This window comes from Pseudoalteromonas sp. 3J6 (assembly GCF_903995135.1).
Classification (GTDB): Bacteria; Pseudomonadota; Gammaproteobacteria; order Enterobacterales; family Alteromonadaceae; genus Pseudoalteromonas.
Genome location: NZ_LR877185.1, coordinates 1589033 through 1609350 on the forward strand (window position 1 = coordinate 1589033; position 20318 = coordinate 1609350).

Here is a 20318-nt window from a genome sequence, read left to right on the forward strand (position 1 = left end):
ATTTAAAATGATAACCATTATCATTCGCGCAAATTAACAAATGCGAATGGTTATCAGTTTATGAAAAGGTTTCAATACTCTCTCCTCACTCTAGCGTGTTTAAACGCAAATTTAGCAATGGCTAACGAGTCACAAGTTAATTCAGATATTGAACGAATTAGCGTTTACGAGCAACAAAACCGAGTAGTTATGAATTCTGGTTTAGCGACTAAATCAGACATGTCACTAATGGAAACCCCAGCACCCGTGGTTATTGTTGATAAAGCACTGATTGAATCACAAGGTATTGATAGTCTTCAGGACGTGATCCGCAATGTGAGTGGCCTAACTCAAGCGGGTAATAACTATGGCATTGGTGACAATTTAGTTATTCGTGGTTTGGGTGCTAATTACACTTATGATGGCATGTATGGCGGCGCAGGCTTGGGCAATACATTTAACCCTACTCGGTCTTTAACCAATGTTGAATCTATTGAAGTGTTAAAGGGTCCCGCTACTGGCCTGTATGGTATGGGTAGTGCCGGTGGTGTGATCAACCTCATTGAAAAAAAACCACAGTTTAACGAGCAACATACGCTAGAAATGGATATCGGTCAGTGGGATAGTTATTCGCTTGCACTCGATAGCACCAATGCAATAACCGACGATTTAGCTTATCGGGTAATGGCAAAAACCGCCTCTAGCGATGGCTTTCGTGATTTAAAAGAGCAGCGCGATGAAATTTACTCGTCTTTAAAATATGTGCTTAATGACCAACAATCTTTTGTATTGTCTGGGGCATATATTAAAGACGCTATTGCAGTGGATTCTATTGGCCACCCTATTCGTATTTTTAACAGTGAATCGGTTAACGGTTTAACCGCAGGAGAAGTATCAGGCGCCGATTTAGTTAATGACCCTACAGCAAGTGGGTTACAATTGAGTGAAGCTCAACGAAATGAATTAGCTAACTCTTTGGCAAGCAATGATGGTTTAACACCCTTTAACTTTGGCACTAATGGCATAATATCACCGATGGCAAAGGATAACGAAGGTGAAGAGCTGCGTTTTAAACTAGCGCATAATTATTACATTAGTGATGATTTATTTTTAAATCAACAGCTGCAGTATCGCAATTACACTTCAAGTTTTGCTCGTCAAACAGGTGCTTATAATTATGTTTATTGGAACCGACGCGGTGTAATTAACCAAGATCCACGCGCACCGTTAGTTGTAGATAATGTATTACATCCTTTTGCTGCAAGACGCCAAGAATATCGCCAAGTAGAAGCGGATGAAAAATCTTGGCAATACTTCTTAGATTTACGTTATGACTTTATGCTTGGTAATATAGAAAACGAACTACTAGTTAATGCCAACTATGAAGACCGTGATATTCGTTTTAAACAGTACTCTATTTATGATGCTGATAAGGTCATTAAAAACAATGACGGTGAAGTGATTTACCAAGGCGCACTGCCATATATTTTTGATATACGTCAACCAAATTGGCCTAGAGGTGAATTTGCTGACTATGATCCGCTTAAAACCAGTGATTACAATAAAAAAGTACAAGCATGGGGCGTAGGCCTGCAGCATGTTGCTTATATTAACGACAAGATCACTACTCGTATTGGTGTTGCTCATAATCGCATAAAACAAAGTTATGAGCATTTTGGGGTAGACCCACGTTATAGCCAAAGCCGCGCAAATCCAACGCCTGAAGCAAACACATCAGACAGTGGTTTAACGTATAACTTAGGTGCTACTTATCAAGTAAACGCTGATATGGCTTTGTTTTTAAATCACTCGAAAGGACGCACAGCTTACAGTGTTCTTGGCTCTGTTGCTGGTAATGAAGCCGATAGAGACGATTCAGAATCAGTGAGTAACGATTTAGGCTTTCGTTTTAAAGCATTTGATGATCAATTACTAGCTTCGATTGTAGTATTTGAAAGTGCGCGCACTAATTTAGAATACGCCAATCCACTTTATGAAGCCGGCGTGTCAGCACCTAACGTAGTAGAGAGCTTTTTTGATGGCGAAGAACAGACAAAAGGTGTAGAGATTGATTTAAATGCGTATTTGAACGATCAATGGAAAGTTAATATTAACGGTGTTTATCAAGACGCCCGCGATAAAACTAATCCAAACAGCTCAAGCTTTGATACTCGCCAAAAAGGGGTGCCTTATGTAACAGCTAGTTCATGGGTTACTTACTCAGCAGCGCTGTTTGAATTACCACACGCAGTTGATCTAAGCGCAGGCTTAACATTCGTTGATAAACGCAGTACTAACTCAAGTTCATTCGGTATTGATAATGGTTACGTACCCGCTTATACCGTATATGATGCTGCAGTTAGCTATAAAGCTGATAACTGGCAGATGCAGTTAAACATTAATAACCTGTTTAATAAAAACTATTATTCTAAAGCCATGTTTTTAGGCGGAATGCCAGGTGAAGAACGTAATGCAAAGCTAAGCTTTAGTTACACACTTTAATAGTTTAATAATTTTAAAAGCACGGAGTTTCAATTGAAATACCGTGCTTTTTTCATGTAAAAACTTAATATTAAATCGTAACAACTATGCGGCCGTTTATTTCGCCTTTAAGCATGTCATCAAAAATTTCATTAATATCTTCAAGTTTTTTCTCTTCAATGATAGCTTTTACTTTGCCTTGCGCAGCAAATTCAAGACATTCTTGCAGGTCTTTGCGCGTACCTACAATAGAGCCAACCACTGAAACACCATTTAATACGGTGTCAAAAATTGGCAATGGCATATCTTCAGGCGGTAAACCAACCAATACACATTTTCCCCCTCGGCGAACACTTTTATATGCTTGTTCAAACCCTGGTTTTGATACTGCCGTACAAACAACAGCATGCGCGCCACCTACTTGCTCAAAAATGGCCTCACTGGGCACCACCTCTTTAAAATCAAGCGTAATATCAGCACCCAACTCTTTAGCTAGCGCCATTTTCTCTTTACCAGTATCTACCGCAATAACATTAAAGCCCATTGCTTTTGCATATTGCACTGCTAAGTGCCCTAAACCACCCACACCGACAATAGCAACCCATTGACCTGGTTTAGCGCCAGATACTTTTAAAGCTTTATACGTTGTTACGCCCGCACAAAATAAGGGGGCAGCTTCAGCAAAACCTAAACCTTTCGGTATTTTGATGATGTAGTCACCATGAGCTAAACAGTATTCTGCATACCCACCGTCAATAGAGTAACCCGTATTATGTTGCGATAAACACAAGGTTTCGCGTCCATCTAAACAAAACTCACAATGGCCACATGCGCTGTATAACCATGGTACGCCTACTCTATCGCCCACTTCTAAGTGCTTAATATTACTTCCTAGTTTTTCTATTACACCAACACCTTCGTGCCCAGGTACTAATGGCATTTTTGGTTTTACCGGCCAATCGCCATGACATGCGTGTAAATCAGTGTGGCACACACCACAAGCGGCTATTTTTACTAGGACATCGTTAGGACCTACTTCTGGGATAGGCAAATCGGTGATCGCTAACTTGCCTTTATATTCTGTATTTATTGCTGCTTTCATAGTCATTCCATCGTTTATAAAAAATTTTGTTATTCAACAAGGTCGTTAAATAACAATGTCATGTTGCATATCCGCAACATACCTCACTATAAATGCTTAGATATTAATCTATATCAATCATTAGTCGTAAAACGTGGCTTTTTATCCCAGCTTAAGTCTTGCCATACCTAACCAGCGTGCTAGCATAGATTTCATTTATTTTTGAAACTTGTAACAATGACATTATCAGAAAAAAACTTTGCCTTTGTAATGCATTGTGGTGAGATGGGCAGCCGCTGGGGATTTAATCGCACCATTGGACAAATGTGTGGTTTATTGATTATTACTAAAGATCCAATGACGGCAAATCAAATCGCTGATGCGCTAAGTATCTCTCGCGGTAACGTGAGTATGGGGATCAAAGAATTACAATCTTGGCAGCTGATCAAAGTAATGCATATCCCAGGAGATAGAAAAGAGTACTATGCCCCTGCAGGCGATATTTGGGATATGGCAAATCGCGTATTCGAAGAGCGCAAAAAACGTGAAGTTGAGCCTACACTGAGCTTACTCCGAGATAACTTACTAGACGAAGCAAGTAACGACGATGAAATTTATGCTCAAAAACAAATGGGCGAAATCCATAACTTACTTGAAACAGTAACTAAATGGTCCTCAGAATTACAACGTTTAACTCCTGAGCAGCTTAATAAGCTAATGAAACTAGGTTCAGGGATTGGCAAAGTCATTGACCTAAAAGATAAAATATTTAAAAAAGAAATTTAGTCGATAGGTCACTCACAAAAGAGCCGCAATTTGCGGCTTTTTAGTTATTTGCTTTATTTAAATTTTTGGATAAGCAATTCTATCTGACAAATAGCCCACGCTGGTTGCAAAATAATATGACCGATTCCAGTGCATAAATACCTTGTAGTTGTCGTATGCTAAATACATGCGCCCATTTTCATCATCAGGCATCACTAGTGCAGCATCCACAGCAACATTTGGTAAATCGCTGCCATCAGCACGACGAACCCCTAATGCTTGCCAATCAGCGAGTGAGCGCTCTGAATTGTTCCAATATTCAAGCCATTGCTTACGTGTTTTAGTACCGCGCTTTAAAATATACTGCTGATCAAAATCAGCAGGTAATTGAACTTGGCGACCCCAGGTTAAGTTGTCATTCCAGCCCTCTTGCTTTAAGTAATTAGCAATAGAGGCAAACGCGTCTTCCTTAGTTGTCCAAATATCTTTGCGACCATCATTGTTGTAATCTACAGCATAGGCATTAAATGAGGTTGGCATAAATTGAGTTTGCCCCATTGCACCTGCCCATGAGCCTTTAAATTTATTAAGCGTAATATGACCCGACTTTAATATATCCAGTGCTGCCCATAATTGGCGCTTGTATAATGCTTCACGGCGCCCATCAAAAGCCAGTGTTACCAAAGATGAAATCACGTTGTGGCCACCTTGAATGGCACCAAAATTACTCTCTAAGCCCCAAATAGCTACAATAAAGCGTGCTTGGACGCCAAAGTCTTTTGCGACCTTCTCTAAAACGTCTTGGTTTTCTTTGTACAACTTACGCGCGCGATCAATTTTCCATTGAGGCACTCGTTTTGGTAAATATGTTTCCAGTGTTTCTTTTACTTCAGGCTGATTTTTATCTGCTGAAATCACTTTTTCTTTGTAAGAAGCAGTGGCAAATGCTTGCTCAATTAACTGAGTATCGTAACCTTTCGCTATTGCCTCTTGCTTTAAATTAGTAAGGTATTGTTGAAACTCAGCTTGGGTTTTTGCCATCACCGATGAGCTTAAACAGATACCACACAATACAACTGCTAATTTTTTAATCACTATCTACTCCGTTTTGTTTTCTTAATTCACTCAGCAAGTTTTCTTCTGGTGGCGGAATTTGTAAATAATAGCCTTGGTCGCTGAGCGACTGTTTTAAAGTGTATAAATCCGCTACGCCTAGTTGAGTTCGCTTAGCTAAGTTAATGATCATCACGTACTGAGGTTGACCAAACATGGCCATTAAAGGTTCCGGAACTTTACTAAAATCGTCTCTTTTTTCAATAAATAAGAAAGTATCTGCTTTTTTCTTACTTTTATATACCGCAGTTAGCATTATGGCCCTATAAAATCTTGCTTAACAGTGCTACACACTATAACATGGCAATAATAATAAGTTATAAAAATTAGAGTGAAAACTACAATAAACGCCTTGTTCAGCCTAGGTTTATATAAAAATTTCACACTAACAAGACAATCCAGTTGAGCATCTATGTCGGACCAAATTTTTGAGCTAAAAGGCAACCTTTTTACGTTATCAGTTTTACATCTTTATAGTACTGATATCCCCCTTTTAGCAGAACAACTGTATATAAAAATAGCCCAAGCCCCAAAATTCTTTGAGGGTGCCCCCATTGTCGTGAATTTAATTGAAGTAAAAAATAATCCTATTGATTTTGTTCACTTAAAATCACTTATTGAACGTATGAGCTTTAATGCGGTGGGTGTATGTAATGGTTCTGATGAGCAGCACAAACAAGCGAAAGCTGCTGGCTTATCTGTTTTAAACTATTCACAAGACGTTAAGAGTGAACCTCTAAGAGTAGAGCCTAATACGTCAGTGGTTGAAAAAACCGTGTATTTACCAGCACAAATTATTAATGGTGCAGTTCGCTCAGGGCAACAGGTTTACGCCAAAGACCGTGACTTAGTGGTATTAGGCGCAGTAAGCCATGGTGCAGAAGTAATTGCAGATGGCAATGTACACATATATGGAACCCTACGCGGCCGTGCAATCGCCGGTGCGAAAGGGCTAGAAAACGCATACATTTTTTGTAATAAATTAGAAGCAGAACTCGTTTCAATCAATGGTAATTACTGGATCAGTGACTCACTGCAAGGTGAACACTGGGGTAACGCAGTTCAAATACAACAAAAAAATGAATCTTTAGAAATTTCAGCTTTGGTTAAAGGATAAATCTCATGGCAAAAATAATTGTCGTTACCTCGGGTAAAGGGGGTGTTGGTAAAACAACATCAAGCGCAGCAATTGGTACAGGCTTGGCATTGAAAGGCTATAAGACTGTTATCATTGATTTTGATATCGGCCTGCGGAATTTAGACCTTATTATGGGTTGTGAACGTCGCGTAGTGTATGACTTTGTCAATGTAATCAATGGTGAAGCCAACCTTAACCAAGCACTTATAAAAGATAAGCGTGTAGAGAAGTTATTCTTACTTCCTGCATCGCAAACACGCGATAAAGATGCACTCACACGTGATGGCGTTGAACGTGTTCTCAATGAGTTAAAAGAAGACTTTGACTACATAGTGTGTGATTCTCCGGCAGGTATAGAAGCCGGTGCTATGATGGCCATGTACTTCGCTGATGAAGCGATTGTAACTACCAACCCAGAAGTTTCGTCAGTAAGAGACTCAGATCGTATACTAGGAATTTTACACAGTAAATCTAAACGTGCTGAAGAAGGTTTAGAAAACATTAAAGAGCATTTGCTAATAACACGCTATAATCCAGATCGTGTATCAAAAGGTGAAATGCTATCTGTTGAAGATATCCAGGACATTCTAGCTATCGACTTACTAGGTGTCATTCCTGAATCTCAAGCAGTACTTAGTGCATCTAACTCAGGACAACCCGTTATTCTTGATGGCGAATCAGACGCAGGTCAAGCCTATGCTGATGCGATCAGTCGTTTATTAGGCGAGACGGTTGAATTTAGATTTTTAGATGTAGAGAAAAAGGGTTTATTCAAACGGATATTTGGAGGTTAATGTGTCTTTACTTGACTACTTCCGCTCAGAAAAGAAAAACAGTGCGTCATTAGCAAAAGAGCGATTGCAGATCATAGTCGCGCACGAACGTTCTCAGCGTGGTACACCTGATTACTTGCCGCAGTTAAAGCAAGATATATTAGATGTCATTCGCAAGTACGTGAATGTAGGCGCCGATGCAGTTCAAGTTCAGTTTGATCAAAATGAAGATGATTTAGCCGTACTCGAACTCAATGTCACACTACCTGACGAAGAAAAGAAATAATGATAAAGGGCGCTAAGCGCCCTTTATCATCTGTTTTTAACTCGTCTTGTAAACTTTATTTAATTATCCCACTCTTTGAGTGCACCTTTAAGATATTCATAGCGCCAAGAATTGAGTAAATCTGGTTTTATCTGCTGTGATTTTTGTTCATCTGTTAGCTTCCAGTTCCAACTTATAAGTTGATTCACTTGCTTTTTAGATGCCATTACATCTTCTGGTATGTTGTGCTCTTTTGCAACCTTACTAATGTTTTGTTTGATCTCTTTCGCTACTTTTTTGTATGTAGGAAAATCAATTAAACGCTTTAGTACTTTTGGGTGCTGTTCAGGTGGGATAGCTTTAGCTTGCTCAATACACTTTAAAATTTCAACCCCTGAACGATTCACTTCAATAGGCTCAACACCCGGAATTTGTCTAAGCGCATTTAAGCTCGATGGGCCTCGCTTAGCGATTTCAGTCATGTTGTGCTCTTTAAGAACAAAATTAAGCGCAAGATTTTTACGAATTGCTTTATTTCTTCTCCACACGGCTAATTCTCTTAGTACCGCTAATTCATGCGGCTTGAGCTGCCATGCATTTTTAATCTCTTTATAAAGCAGTTCATCTGGTGTTTGAAAAGCACGCTTGTTTGCCACCAATTCACTTTCATTAATAACAATATCAAATAAATCGGCCGCTTTAATGCTGTCTATAATTAACTCAAAACAAGGTAGTAAGTGAAACGTATCGGCCGCAGCGTATTCAAGTTGTTTTTGAGTGAGAGGACGTTGTAACCAATTAGTACGCGATTCACTTTTATCAATTTCAATATTCAACAAGGTTTTTACCATTAAGGCAAACCCCATGCAGTTACCCTCCCCTAATAGCTGAAGTGCAAACTGAGTATCAAACAATGGATAAGGAACGAAACCTGCGTATTTTTGAAAAACTTCAATATCTTCTGAAGGAGAATGAAGTACTTTTAACACGTTTGGATCTTTAAGTATCTGCCAAAAATCAAACAAGGAAAGCTCTGCAAGCGGGTCGATGAGTGCTAAATGCTCGCCATCATAAACTTGAATTAGTGCAACTTCGGGATACAAAGTACGGCGGCGCATAAACTCGGTATCAATAGCAAGAATGGGTTTGTTTTTTATTTGTTCTACAAACGTATTTAGCTCATTTTGGGTTTGGATCAATTGGTAGTGCACTGAGTCTCCTACAATAAAAAAGCCGACTAATGTCGGCTTTTTTATAGTTGCTAATCTTTTAAGGCTCTTCTGAGAATTTTACCCACGTTAGTTTTGGGTAACTCATCCTTAAACTCAACGAGTTTAGGAACCTTATAATTAGTTAAATTATCACGACAATGTTTTATTATATCTTTTTCAGTTAAAGAAGGGTCTTTTTTCACAACAAAAACTTTAACTTGTTCACCACTAATGTCATGAGGAATACCAATTGCGGCAACTTCTAATACACCTTCGTGCATCGCAACCACTTCTTCAATCTCATTTGGGAATACATTAAAGCCTGACACAATGATCATGTCTTTTTTACGGTCAACAATATAGAAGAAGCCTTCATCATCGTATGTCGCAATATCACCGGTAGCAAACCAGCCATCTTTTAAACATTCAGAGGTTGCGTCAGGACGGTTATAATAACCAAGCATTACTTGTGGGCCTTTAACCCATAACTCGCCCGGTTCACCTTTAGCCGCTTCTTCACCGCTATCAAGCATTAGCTTGATATCGGTACTTGGCGCTGGTAAGCCAATAGAGCCATTATAAGACTCTAAATCATATGGGCTAATTGTAACTAATGGCGAACACTCTGTCAGACCATAGCCTTCCATTAATTTGCTGTTAGTGACCTTCTGCCATTTTTCGGCAACTGGACGTTGAACGGCCATACCGCCACCCAGTGACATTTTAAGGTGACTAAAATCAAGTTCAGAGAAACCTGGAGTATTTAATAAGCCATTAAACAGAGTGTTTACACCTGTAATAGCTGTAAATTTATGCTGACTAAGCTCTTTTACAAATCCTGGCATATCACGTGGATTAGTAATTAAAACATTTAAGCCACCGTATTTCATAAATGCTAAACAGTTCGCTGTTAATGCAAATATATGATAAAGCGGAAGCGCAGTAATAACTACTTCACTACCACGGTCAAGCACTTTGTCTAAACAACCAGATACTTGCTCAAGATTACCTACCATATTGCCATGACTTAACATAGCGCCTTTTGATACACCGGTAGTTCCACCTGTATACTGTAAGAATGCTAAGTCACTAAGGTTTACATCTGGACGTTTGTAACCAGTTGGATCTGCTTTTAACAAATCACAAAAGTTAACCGTGTTAGGTAATGTGTAGCTTGGCACCATTTTTTTGAAATGCTTAACGACAAAATTAACTAAATGCTTTTTAAGACCACCCATCATGTCACCGACTTGGGTAACCACAATATGTTTCACGTCGGTGTTGGGCAGCGCTTTTTCAAGAGTGACAGCAAAGTTAGCAAGTATAAAAATGGCTGATGTTTCAGAATCTTTTAACTGATGCTCTAACTCTCGTACGGTGTAAAGCGGGTTAACATTAACTACAACACATCCTGCACGCAAAATACCTAAAATAGCAATAGGGGTTTGCAACAAGTTAGGCATCATCACAGCGACTTTATCGCCTTTTTTTAATCCTAAATCGTTTTGAATATAGGCGGCAACGCGTTTTGTTGCAGCATCTATTTCGTTGTAAGACAATGTTTTACCCATATTAGTAAATGCAGGTAAATCTTTGTATTCATTAAAACTTTTTTCAAACACTTCGAGTAACGAGTTGTAGTGCTCAGGATCGATTGTTTCAGGCATACCTTCTGGGTAGCGCTTAAGCCAGATTTTTTCCACTCTTAGCCCCTGTTATAATTATATTTTTATTAACCTTAATCTAAGTAAGGCACTTTCACAATTGAGCAAATACTCTAATCTAGAGATAATCCCACATTTATCGGTAATATACAATTAACATGCACTACTTTGCAGCATAAATGCGTGAATGTGTTCAAAACATAGCCCACTACTTTGCATATGGCAATGATGTCCACCAGGCACTTCTAATACTCTCAAGTTATTGTAATAATTACTATACTTATCTAAGTTTTGTTTTACAAATGGATAACCTTGATCACCTAAAATTAATTGACATGGTGCAATTAATTCTTTTATTGCACCAATACATTGCGCTTCATCAAATCGAAAACCTGAGTGATTTTTAAGCTTAGGATCTGTCGTTAACTCAAACCCACTATGTATCTGTTGTATATTTCTGTCCATCAACAACGCAATTAGTTCATCATTTAAATCCGTTGTTTTTGCTCGTGCTTGAAAAATCTGCTGCTTTGAAGTGTATACTCGAGATTTTTTAGTGGTTAACCGTGCCCGGTTAAGTATGGCATTTTTTAGCTGCGAAGCGACTTCATTTGCTTGTGTGGTAACGCAGCCTATTCCTTCAATAAAAGAAACAGATTTAACATACTCGTTAAAGCAACTAGCGAATAAACCCGCGACCATAGCGCCCATTGAATGCCCTACTAAGTGAACTTTTTTTAACTCAAGTGCTTTGATTAAGGCATAAACATCATCCACATAATCAATAAAGTAATAATGTGCTTGAGGACTTCGCCAAGATGATAGTCCATGCCCTGCAAAATCAATACAATACCATGTTTGATTTGACGGTACGTCAGTTAGCATAGGTGCAAAGCTAGCACTGTTATCTAACCAACCATGAAGTGCAATAACAACCTCTTCACCGTTACCAAATTGAAGGCCATGTATATCTAAGTCGTTAGCTTTTACAGAAAATGGTTGCAATGCAAACCTCTACTTTTTGTTTGGATATGGCAATAACATACAAGAGATAATACACAAATAATAGAACCGATCTTATAGAACACATACTTAAATTGGAGATTTCATAAACATATTCATTTATTTATCTCGTCATCAGTATACAATAATAGTCGCTATTAAAATAAGTACACTTAAAGGGTACAAACAATGAAAAAACAGTTCGGCTTATTAGCGCTTTTATGTACAACAACAGGAGCATTTGCTCAAACAGCGCCTAAAAATGTTATTTATATGATTGGTGATGGCATGGGTCCTGCTTTCACAACCGCTTATCGATACTACAAAGATGACCCAACAACAAAAGAAATAGAAACCACCGTTTTTGATACCATATTAAAAGGCATGGCGCACACGTATCCAGATGACCATACCTATGTTACAGACAGCGCAGCAGGTGCAACTGCACTTAGCAGCGGCCATAAAAGTTATAATGGCGCTATTGCCGTCGATACAGCTAAAAAGCCTGTTAAAACCATGCTAGAAATTGCAAAAGAGCAAGGAATGACAACAGCGTTAGTAGCTACCTCACAAATAAACCATGCAACACCAGCAAGTTTTGCCGCACATAATGAATCAAGAAGAAACTACGATGATATTGCCAATGACTACATTGACAATAAAATTGCAGGTAAATTACCGGTTGATTTAATGTTAGGCGGTGGCACTGAGTACTTTATTCGTGATGACAGAAACTTAGTTGAAGAGTTTAAACAAGCTGGATATCAATACGGCGATGAGATTCAAAACCTTGGTCAAATCACTCAAGTGCCTGCTATAGGTTTATATGCACCTAAAGGCTTACCATTTGCTCTTGATGAAAACCCAACAAGATTAAAGCAGTTAACTTCTAAAGCGTTTAATTTGCTTGATGGGCAAAATGATAAAGGCTTTTTTGTGATGATTGAAGGCAGCCAAATTGATTGGTGTGGCCACGCAAATGATATTGCCTGTGCAATGGCTGAAATGGATGATTTTGCTAAATCAATCGAAACGGCTAAAGCCTATGTAGATAAGAACCCAGACACTATTTTGGTGATCACGGCAGACCACTCAACAGGTGGTTTAACTATTGGTGCACATGGCCAATATAAATGGGAAACAGATGTCATCAAAGGTGTTAAAGCCACTGCGGGTACATTGACCAATTTGTTAATGGAGTCAGATAACCTTAAAAAGGTATGGCAGGAAAATACGAGCATTGAGTTTACAGCTGAAAACGAAATTAAGCTTAAACAAGCCAAAGCTATGGGTGAGAAAACCCTAAACTTAGCCGTTAAAAGCATCATTAATGACTTAAGCTTTACAGGTTGGACAACGGGCGGCCACACAGCGTCTGATGTACAAGTATTTGCTTATGGCAAAAATAGCGATGACTTTGTTGGCTCTCAAAATAATACCGATATAGCTAAAAAATTGATTGGTTACATAGAACAATAATCTCAGTAATGAAATTAAAAAAGCCCGAATGATTCATTCGGGCTTTTTATTTGCTTATTTTCATTTTATACCAATTCTCTTATTTAAGTGATCTATTTTGAGGATTGGTATTAGCTAAGCGTATATATCAACACCAATTAAATTTTGAACTTCAGCTCTTCGCTCTAAATTAGCAAACTCAGTATAAGTCGAAATCGCTTTGCTTACTTGGGCTGTGGGTTGATCGTAAATAGTTTGGCTGTATTGGTTGTCTTTGCTGTTCGCTTTTGTAAACTCTTTTGCAAGTTCAAGCCCTTCAGGGCTGCTTTTGACATAATCGGTATTAGTTTTTTGTAGTTTGGCTTGCTCTAGTACTCGTTCAGGCTGCACCGGAACTACCGAAGTAGAACGCACATTACCAGGTATATCACCTGTGAAAAAACCAGAACTTATAGGTAGCGACACAGCGCTTCTCCAACCAACAACATAACTAAATTATGATTTAAAATCGCTTAATTTGCAAACAACCGGGTTTATCTTATTCTCGGCCCGGTAATTTTTTCCATGTTACCGTGTCACGCACATACTTTGGTTGCGCATCACTGGCTTGTACACCCTTACCTGCAAGGTACTGCGCCTCTACTAGTGCCAACATATAGTGTGCATCCGGTAAGCTTATTTCTGACTGTATGGTTACATTATTAAATGCCGTTAATGAATCAGGATAACTTTTAAACCCCGTCCCTACGCCTGCAGCATCAATGTTTATATCTATCAAGGTTGCATCTAACAATTCAGGTTTGAATACTCGCTCTTCGCCTTTAAGTGTCATCAATCCATCTTTTGCTTGGTACTGAGCAAAATATATTTCTCCCATACGCGCATCAATACTAGAATAAACATCGTTAGCACCAAACTGTTCTAATGCCTGCTGTGCCATGACTGCTAAAGTAGATACCCCGACTAATGGTAAATTAGTTGAATACGCAAGACCTTGTGCAATGGCTACGCTTATGCGCACGCCAGTAAAACTACCTGGGCCTTGGCCAAATCCTATTACGTCTAAATCTTTTAGTTTACAACCGGCTTTTCCTAGTAGCTCATCAATAAGTGGCAGAATTTTTTGGCTATGCTGCTGCGGGCACTCTTCAAAATGATGAAACGTTTTACCCTGATAATGCAAAACAATTGATAATGCTTCTGTAGAAGCATCTAGGGCGAGAATATTACTTTTGATCATTTTTGTACTCAATTAATATGTTTTAAAAATGTATTGGCATCTTCTAAGCTTCGTGTACGGCGCATTGGCGGTAAACTCTTTAAAAATACTTGTCCATATTGGCGTGTAACTAAGCGATTATCGCAAATCACTAACACGCCTTTATCTTTGTTGTCTCTTATTAAGCGACCTACCCCCTGCTTTAATGCAATCACCGCTTGGGGTAATTGAATATGTGCAAACGGGTCTTTACCTTGCATTTGGCAATCCTGCATTTTGGCTTGCAGTAAAGGGTCATCAGGGGCAGCAAATGGCAGCTTGTCTATAATAACACAGCTTAAGGTGCTGCCTCGTACATCAACCCCTTCCCAAAATGACGCGGTGCCCAGCAATACTGCATTACCATGGCGAGTAAATTTTTCTAGTATAATTCGTTTAGACATTTGCCCTTGCATATAAACTGGGTAGTCCATTTGCGTCGTTAAACCCTCAGCCACTAAATGCATCATACGATAACTAGTAAATAACACAAAACAACGCCCCTTAGCCGACTTTATGAGCTCTAAAGTCAGTTTTACAATAGCATGAGGCATATTATCTTCATGAGATTGTGGTAAATAACGGGGTAAGCACAGCAACGCCTGATTGGCATAATCAAACGGACTATCCACCATCATACTTTGCTTTGGCTTTAAGCCAAGGCTTGCATTAAAGTGGCTCAGTTCATTGTCGACCGATAACGTGGCGGAGGTAAATACAAACCCCGCACCAGATTCTTTCATCATCAATGCAAATTTTGCCGATACGTTTAATGGCGTTATATTTATTGTTAAATAGCGCCTAGTGGTTTCGTACCAGTAACTAAACCCAGTTTGGGCGGTATCAAATACACGTTCTAACTGGCCTTTAAAAGCCAAAACTCGTTCAAACGGATGTTCTATTTTATCGCTGCGCTCTAAGCATAACTTTAAAACCTGATACACAAATTCTAAATCACTAATAACGCGATGTAATGCCGAGCAAATAAGCTTATTACTGAGCTTTTCGCGCCAATCGCCACGGCTACCATCTACCCCAAACTGCAACCTTAAATCAGCGACACTGGTTTCGAGTTTATTTAAACTTTTACCTAATTGCAGCATATCGGGGATTTCAGCGCGATAAATAGCGCGCAAATCGTTAATTAAATCCACCAGCTTTTTGGTGCTCATTGTTTCGCCAAAATAGTCGCTGGCAATTTCGCTTAATTGGTGAGCTTCATCAAATATGTAGGCATCCGCATTAGGCATAAGCTCTGCAAAACCTGATTCCTTTACCGCCATATCGGCAAAAAACAAATGGTGATTTATTACTACAACATCGGCATCAGCCGCTTTTAAACGCGCTTTGCGAATATAGCATTCTTGAAAGTCAGGGCACTCTTTGCCTAAGCAATTATCAGCGGTTGAGCTTACATAAGGTAGCACTTTGGCGTCTTCTTCAATACCAATGCAATCGGCAAGATCACCGCTGTGGGTCTCACTGGCAAACTTTGCAACCATAGCAAGCTGATGCATAACATCAGGGTCGTCTGTTGGTACGTGTGCCACATGCTGAGTTAGTCGATACGTACACAAATAATTGGCACGCCCTTTTAACAAGGCCGTTTTCTTAGCAGCACCTAAGGCTTTTACTAATACCGGTAAATCACGATGATAAAGCTGCTCTTGCAGTGCTTTAGAACCCGTTGAGATGATGGTTTTACCTTTAGATTTAAGAGCGGGAGCTAAATAGGCAAAGGTTTTACCTGTGCCAGTACCTGCCTCAACAACAAGTTGAGCTCGGGTTTTTAATGCATCATCAACAGCCACCGCCATATCGATTTGAGGCTGGCGTGGTGTATATCCATCTATTGATAAAGCCAAAGGCCCGGTCGCACTAAACAGCTGTTTGATAATACCAATCACTTTGTAAAAAATAATAGCGGGATTCTACGTAAGCGAAACATCAAGGGCAAGTAATTAAGTTATATAATAAGGGGGGCATTGTCCCCCTATTAATTATTATTGTGCCGTAATAGATAAGGTAACTCCGCTTGCAGAACTATAGCCCTTTAAATCTATAAACCAAGTGCCTGCTTGTGGGTTATCAATATTACAAGTTTCTAAATTACCATTTTTAAAAGGCCTACATTGATAAACAGATTCTGTAGATGGGCTTGCAAAATTTACATATAAATCAGCATCTCCATTGCCGCCGCTAATGTTAACTGTAAATGCCGAATAGCCAGCATCAAGATTTTGTGTGTATCGGCTCCAATTGTTTGCTGCTACCGAAATATTATTTTCTACACGATTGATAGGTTCGGCTGTGTTACCTTCGTTATAGCTACCGGTTAAAGAAACATTCGTAATCGCATTCCATGCTTGAACCATGACATAATAAACGCCCGCTTGGACATTACCTATTTCACAACTCTCATTACTTGAAGAGGTTGTACTTTTGCAATCAAAGCTTGTTAAGGTAGGTGCTGAATTAAATTTTACGTATAAATCGGCATCACCAGAACCACCGGATGTAATGAAGTTTAAGTTAGTCGCGTTATCAGGTACGTTTAATGTGAATACACGTTCCGCTTTTGCATTTTCTGTTATACCAGCAACCGTAACACCGTTTTGTAATTCGTCGCCAATTGGAGGGATCACATCGCCTGCATTTTTTGCCATTTCCGATATGTAACTAACAGCTAATTTTGCAAACTTACTAGCATGATCAGCGTCAAAATTAGTGTCATTAATGGTGTGAATTAATCGATTTATATCAGCCATTTTCGACTCAAATGGCATAGATGCTGTAAACCCTTGTTGATACCAAGATGCGTGATCAGAACATCCATATCCACATTGGTCAAAACCGTAACTAACAGAAGGCAAATAAGTATCGATTAGCTGACCTAGAAACTGGTTTTGAGCATTTGTTGTGTAATCTGTCATCATCACAATATCTTCATTGCTACCGTTATTACCAGTCATATCAAACTGCACCATACCAACAACATTTTTTCCTTGTGATTTGTATGCTGAGGCAATCGCTTTTGACCCCCTCAAGCCAACTTCTTCAGCTGCAAAGCCCATTATTTGAATTGTTCTTTGCGGCTTGTAGTCATTATCAACAATTGCTCTTAGTACTTCTGATAATACAGCGATACCTGATGCATTATCATCGGCACCAGGAGAACGTCCATTTGTAGGGTTTGATTGGTTAATTGAATCTAAATGTCCACCTATGATAACAATTTCATCAGCTTTTTCTTCCCCAGGTATTGTGACTATAATCGACGACTGCGCCCAACTATGAGTAAAATATTCAACGCTGATATCGCTACGACTTGCCGCTAACTGTTGCCAATAATCTTTTAACCATTGAGATGCATCTATCCCAGTTTGAGTTGTATAGTAGCGATTGTAAAAGCTACTCATTGAATTAACAGTATTTGTTAAATTATTAGGGCTAATACGATTAATTAGTTGCTGTGTTGTTTGCGCATTATCAATATTATAATCAAAAGCTAAGGTGTTTTGGTTTTGCACAGCTGCCAACTGTTCAGTATATTGTTTTGCTTCATCTAGTGATTCATGCGCTACAAAACCGCCACACCGATGGTAATTATCATGCATAAACTCACTCAGCTGTGCTACATCCGAGGTCTTAACCTTTAAAAAATTAACGGTATCTAGCTCAGTTGCATGAATAGTTAATGATTGATGTGATTTACTTACTGTTTTTTTAGTCTGCTGATAATGCTTTGCTGCAATAGGATCTATTGTCACCCATATATTTTCGTTGTCTTGTGCATACAGTGGTTTAACAATTAAGGCGCTAGCGCTAACTAACGCAATATTTAATAAACGTTTCATAAATTGATTCCTTTTAAATCAAGCTATATTCATAGAAAGTGATATGACTAAGATAAAAAAGGGAGCGGACGCTCCCCTAGGAATTGATTTAGTTAGCTTGAATAGTAAGCGTTACACCACTTGCATTGCGGTATCCTTGTAAATCAATGTGCCAAGTCCCTGCTTGTGGATTATCGATAGTACAACTTTCGTTATTGCCATTTTTATATGGGCGACAAACATAAGTATTTGTATCTGATGCTGCTCCAAAGTTTACATATAAATCCGCATCGCCACTGCCACCCGCAATTGAAACGTTAAGTGAGCTATAACCTGAACCTAAACTTTGCGTAAATCGAGTCCAGTCTCCAGAGCTTACAGCTACATTTTCTTCAGTTCGATTTATAGGCGTTGTACCCCCAGTATCGCCATCATAACTGCCAAGTAATGTGACTCCTGAGATTTGATTCCATGCCTCAACCATTACATAATAAGTACCGGTTTGAACATTACCGATAGCGCAACTTTCATTACTTGTTGACGTTGTGCTATTACAGTCAAAGCTATTTAGCGTTGGCTTAGAACCAAATTTTACATACAAATCAGCATCGCCTGTTCCACCTGATGTGGTAAATGATAAGTTACCTGCATCTTGTGGCACATCAAGCGTAAAGAATATTTGTTGTTTGGCTGCACCGCTGATCCCCGTACGTGGGATGTCATTTGAAAGCGCTTCTATTTCGGAACCTGAATCACACGAACTACCAGCACTCAAACTAGAGTTTACACCAACAGCACTTAACGCCGCTTTTACGTCCTGTGTGTCGTAGTTTAGATCACAGGCTGCGTCCATAACACCATTACCGGCTATATCCCAGTTAGTACTGGCAGTCCAATACAGTTGATTAGCACGCGCCATCACTTCAAATGCTTTTTTTGTATTCCATCCAGCAGTCGTTGCTAGGTTATAAAACGCTTTGTTGTAAACACCTGAACTGTAATGTACATCCATACCACTAGTATAATCGCTTTGTTTATCAATCGAGCGCCCATCTTGTGTTGGATTATTCATGTATCGCAAAGCACCATTACCTTTGAATATGTCTTGACCTACAAGCCAATCATTACTTCCTCTCATGTAATACTCTGCAGCCTCACCTGCCATATCAGAAAAAGCTTCATTCAGCCCGCCTGATTTGCTGTTATAGATCAGACCTGAATTTTGCTCGGTAAACCCATGGCTTACTTCATGGGCTGATACATCTAAGCTTACAAGTGGATAAAATGTATTTTGACCATCTCCAAAAGTCATTGCACTGCCATCCCAAAATGCATTTTCATAATTGTTGCTGTAATGCACTCTCATTTTTAATTGAAAAGATAATGGTGGCGTACCAATCCAATCGTTATACATGTTATAAATTACGTTGCCGAAATAATGTGCATCATTTAAAGGTGAGTAAGCACCATTAATTTCTTTAAAGGTATTCTCAGGACAGGTAAATGAATAAGCACTTGTTCCGCTCGTCCCACCATTTAAATTAATAGTTCTAACGTTACTATTTTCCATCACGCAATTACTGCCCGATTGAGTTACATTCAAACTATCAAAATCAGTGCCATAAACATATTTGCCCGTCTTCAAGTTTCCACCTGGGCCAGTCGCATCAGCATGTTGGAGGTTATCGATGCTAAATAGAATATCTCCATTGTTTGCATCAATAATTTGATAAGGTCTCGCAGGGTTTCGACCATAAGTTACATAAGACACCTCATAAACTAAATGAGCAGTACCTTGTTCGTCTAGCCAAATTGCTAGTTGAGATTTTTCATTATACTTTTTCAAATCAGCGGTTTTTATTGCTATATCTGATTGTTGCAACCCTTTTGTAATTGCTTTATTTTTACTTAACTTAGGAGTAACGCTATTAATATCTGTAGCAAGCTCATAAACAGCAGCGCCGTGAGAGTGTTTTAGCTGGCCATTTTTGAATGTTAGGCTAACGGTATCTCCTATAACGGGTAAATCGTTAAAGAACTGTTGATATCGTTTGGTTATATCTCCGTTTTTACTTTTAATTTCTTTTACTACGACTAATTTATTCCCTGACTCCAAGCCAATTTTTGCAGCTAGGTTAGTATCATTAAGTGATACAACACTACTTTGCGCTTTATTGATGTTATTTGACTGCTCACTAAGGTATTTTTTATTCGCAGCTACCGCTGCTGGTGCTTGTACTAGTGTAAAAGCTGCAAGGGTTGCTATTGTGATTTTTGATAAATTCACGGTTACG

17 protein-coding genes are annotated in these 20318 nt (G+C 39.0%); 6 read left to right on the forward strand and 11 right to left on the reverse strand.

Annotation, left to right across the window (positions count from 1 at the left end):
- Positions 1-60: 60 nt before the first annotated feature.
- A complete protein-coding gene (locus tag P3J6_RS07340) occupies positions 61-2481 on the forward strand; it encodes a TonB-dependent receptor (protein ID WP_198522594.1) in 2421 nt (806 codons plus the stop codon).
- A 70-nt stretch (positions 2482-2551) separates the two neighbouring features.
- Here P3J6_RS07340 and adhP read toward each other — a convergent pair whose 3' ends face one another.
- Positions 2552-3562 carry an alcohol dehydrogenase AdhP gene (gene adhP / locus P3J6_RS07345; RefSeq protein ID WP_138561502.1) on the reverse strand — a complete coding sequence of 337 codons (1011 nt, stop codon included), beginning with the start codon at positions 3560-3562 and terminating at the stop codon, positions 2552-2554.
- Between the two features lie 216 nt (positions 3563-3778).
- Here adhP and P3J6_RS07350 point away from each other — a divergent pair, with 216 nt between their 5' ends.
- Positions 3779-4327 carry a GbsR/MarR family transcriptional regulator gene (locus P3J6_RS07350; RefSeq protein WP_010388849.1) on the forward strand — a complete coding sequence of 183 codons (549 nt, stop codon included), beginning with the start codon at positions 3779-3781 and terminating at the stop codon, positions 4325-4327.
- 57 nt (positions 4328-4384) lie between these two features.
- On the opposite strand, the gene P3J6_RS07355 is transcribed toward P3J6_RS07350, so the two are convergent.
- Both P3J6_RS07355 and P3J6_RS07360 read right to left on the reverse strand, forming a co-directional pair.
- Positions 4385-5401 (reverse strand): lytic murein transglycosylase, encoded by a 1017-nt coding sequence (locus P3J6_RS07355; RefSeq protein WP_198522595.1) that lies wholly within the window; start codon positions 5399-5401, stop codon positions 4385-4387.
- A complete protein-coding gene (locus P3J6_RS07360) occupies positions 5394-5675 on the reverse strand; it encodes a YcgL domain-containing protein (protein WP_198522596.1) in 282 nt (93 codons plus the stop codon). The genes P3J6_RS07355 and P3J6_RS07360 overlap by 8 nt, the downstream gene beginning before the upstream one ends.
- A gap of 156 nt (positions 5676-5831) precedes the next feature.
- Here P3J6_RS07360 and minC point away from each other — a divergent pair, with 156 nt between their 5' ends.
- The 3 genes from minC to minE are packed head-to-tail and all read left to right on the forward strand — an operon-like array spanning position 5832 to position 7616.
- Positions 5832-6536: a septum site-determining protein MinC gene (gene minC / locus P3J6_RS07365; protein ID WP_198522597.1), complete on the forward strand. Its 705-nt coding sequence runs from the start codon at positions 5832-5834 to the stop codon at positions 6534-6536.
- Between the two features lie 5 nt (positions 6537-6541).
- Positions 6542-7351, forward strand: a complete 810-nt coding sequence (gene minD / locus P3J6_RS07370) for a septum site-determining protein MinD (RefSeq protein WP_138606508.1) — start codon at positions 6542-6544, stop codon at positions 7349-7351.
- Position 7352: 1 nt separating this feature from the next.
- Positions 7353-7616, forward strand: coding sequence for a cell division topological specificity factor MinE (gene minE, locus P3J6_RS07375; RefSeq protein WP_008111532.1), 264 nt, complete (start codon positions 7353-7355; stop codon positions 7614-7616).
- Between the two features lie 59 nt (positions 7617-7675).
- Here the strand turns inward: minE and rnd are convergent, their stop codons facing one another.
- The 3 genes from rnd to P3J6_RS07390 all read right to left on the reverse strand — a co-directional run bounded on the left by rnd (position 7676) and on the right by P3J6_RS07390 (position 11475).
- A complete protein-coding gene (gene rnd / locus P3J6_RS07380) occupies positions 7676-8806 on the reverse strand; it encodes a ribonuclease D (RefSeq protein WP_198522598.1) in 1131 nt (376 codons plus the stop codon).
- A 50-nt stretch (positions 8807-8856) separates the two neighbouring features.
- Positions 8857-10509 (reverse strand): long-chain-fatty-acid--CoA ligase FadD, encoded by a 1653-nt coding sequence (gene fadD, locus P3J6_RS07385; protein WP_198522599.1) that lies wholly within the window; start codon positions 10507-10509, stop codon positions 8857-8859.
- A gap of 114 nt (positions 10510-10623) precedes the next feature.
- Positions 10624-11475, reverse strand: coding sequence for an alpha/beta fold hydrolase (locus P3J6_RS07390; protein WP_198522600.1), 852 nt, complete (start codon positions 11473-11475; stop codon positions 10624-10626).
- A 186-nt stretch (positions 11476-11661) separates the two neighbouring features.
- Here P3J6_RS07390 and P3J6_RS07395 point away from each other — a divergent pair, with 186 nt between their 5' ends.
- Positions 11662-12951: an alkaline phosphatase gene (locus tag P3J6_RS07395; protein ID WP_198522601.1), complete on the forward strand. Its 1290-nt coding sequence runs from the start codon at positions 11662-11664 to the stop codon at positions 12949-12951.
- Between the two features lie 114 nt (positions 12952-13065).
- Here the strand turns inward: P3J6_RS07395 and P3J6_RS07400 are convergent, their stop codons facing one another.
- The 5 genes from P3J6_RS07400 to P3J6_RS07420 form a co-directional block, all read right to left on the reverse strand.
- Positions 13066-13395: a hypothetical protein gene (locus tag P3J6_RS07400; protein ID WP_198522602.1), complete on the reverse strand. Its 330-nt coding sequence runs from the start codon at positions 13393-13395 to the stop codon at positions 13066-13068.
- A 73-nt stretch (positions 13396-13468) separates the two neighbouring features.
- A complete protein-coding gene (gene tsaB, locus P3J6_RS07405; protein ID WP_138606520.1) occupies positions 13469-14170 on the reverse strand; it encodes a tRNA (adenosine(37)-N6)-threonylcarbamoyltransferase complex dimerization subunit type 1 TsaB in 702 nt (233 codons plus the stop codon).
- Positions 14171-14178: 8 nt separating this feature from the next.
- Positions 14179-16095: an ATP-dependent DNA helicase gene (locus tag P3J6_RS07410; RefSeq protein WP_138606522.1), complete on the reverse strand. Its 1917-nt coding sequence runs from the start codon at positions 16093-16095 to the stop codon at positions 14179-14181.
- A gap of 96 nt (positions 16096-16191) precedes the next feature.
- Complete coding sequence (locus P3J6_RS07415; protein WP_198522603.1) at positions 16192-18045, reverse strand: M28 family metallopeptidase; 1854 nt, start codon at positions 18043-18045, stop codon at positions 16192-16194.
- Positions 18046-18133: 88 nt separating this feature from the next.
- Positions 18134-20311 (reverse strand): M4 family metallopeptidase, encoded by a 2178-nt coding sequence (locus P3J6_RS07420; RefSeq protein WP_198522604.1) that lies wholly within the window; start codon positions 20309-20311, stop codon positions 18134-18136.
- Between the last annotated feature and the right edge of the window lie 7 nt (positions 20312-20318).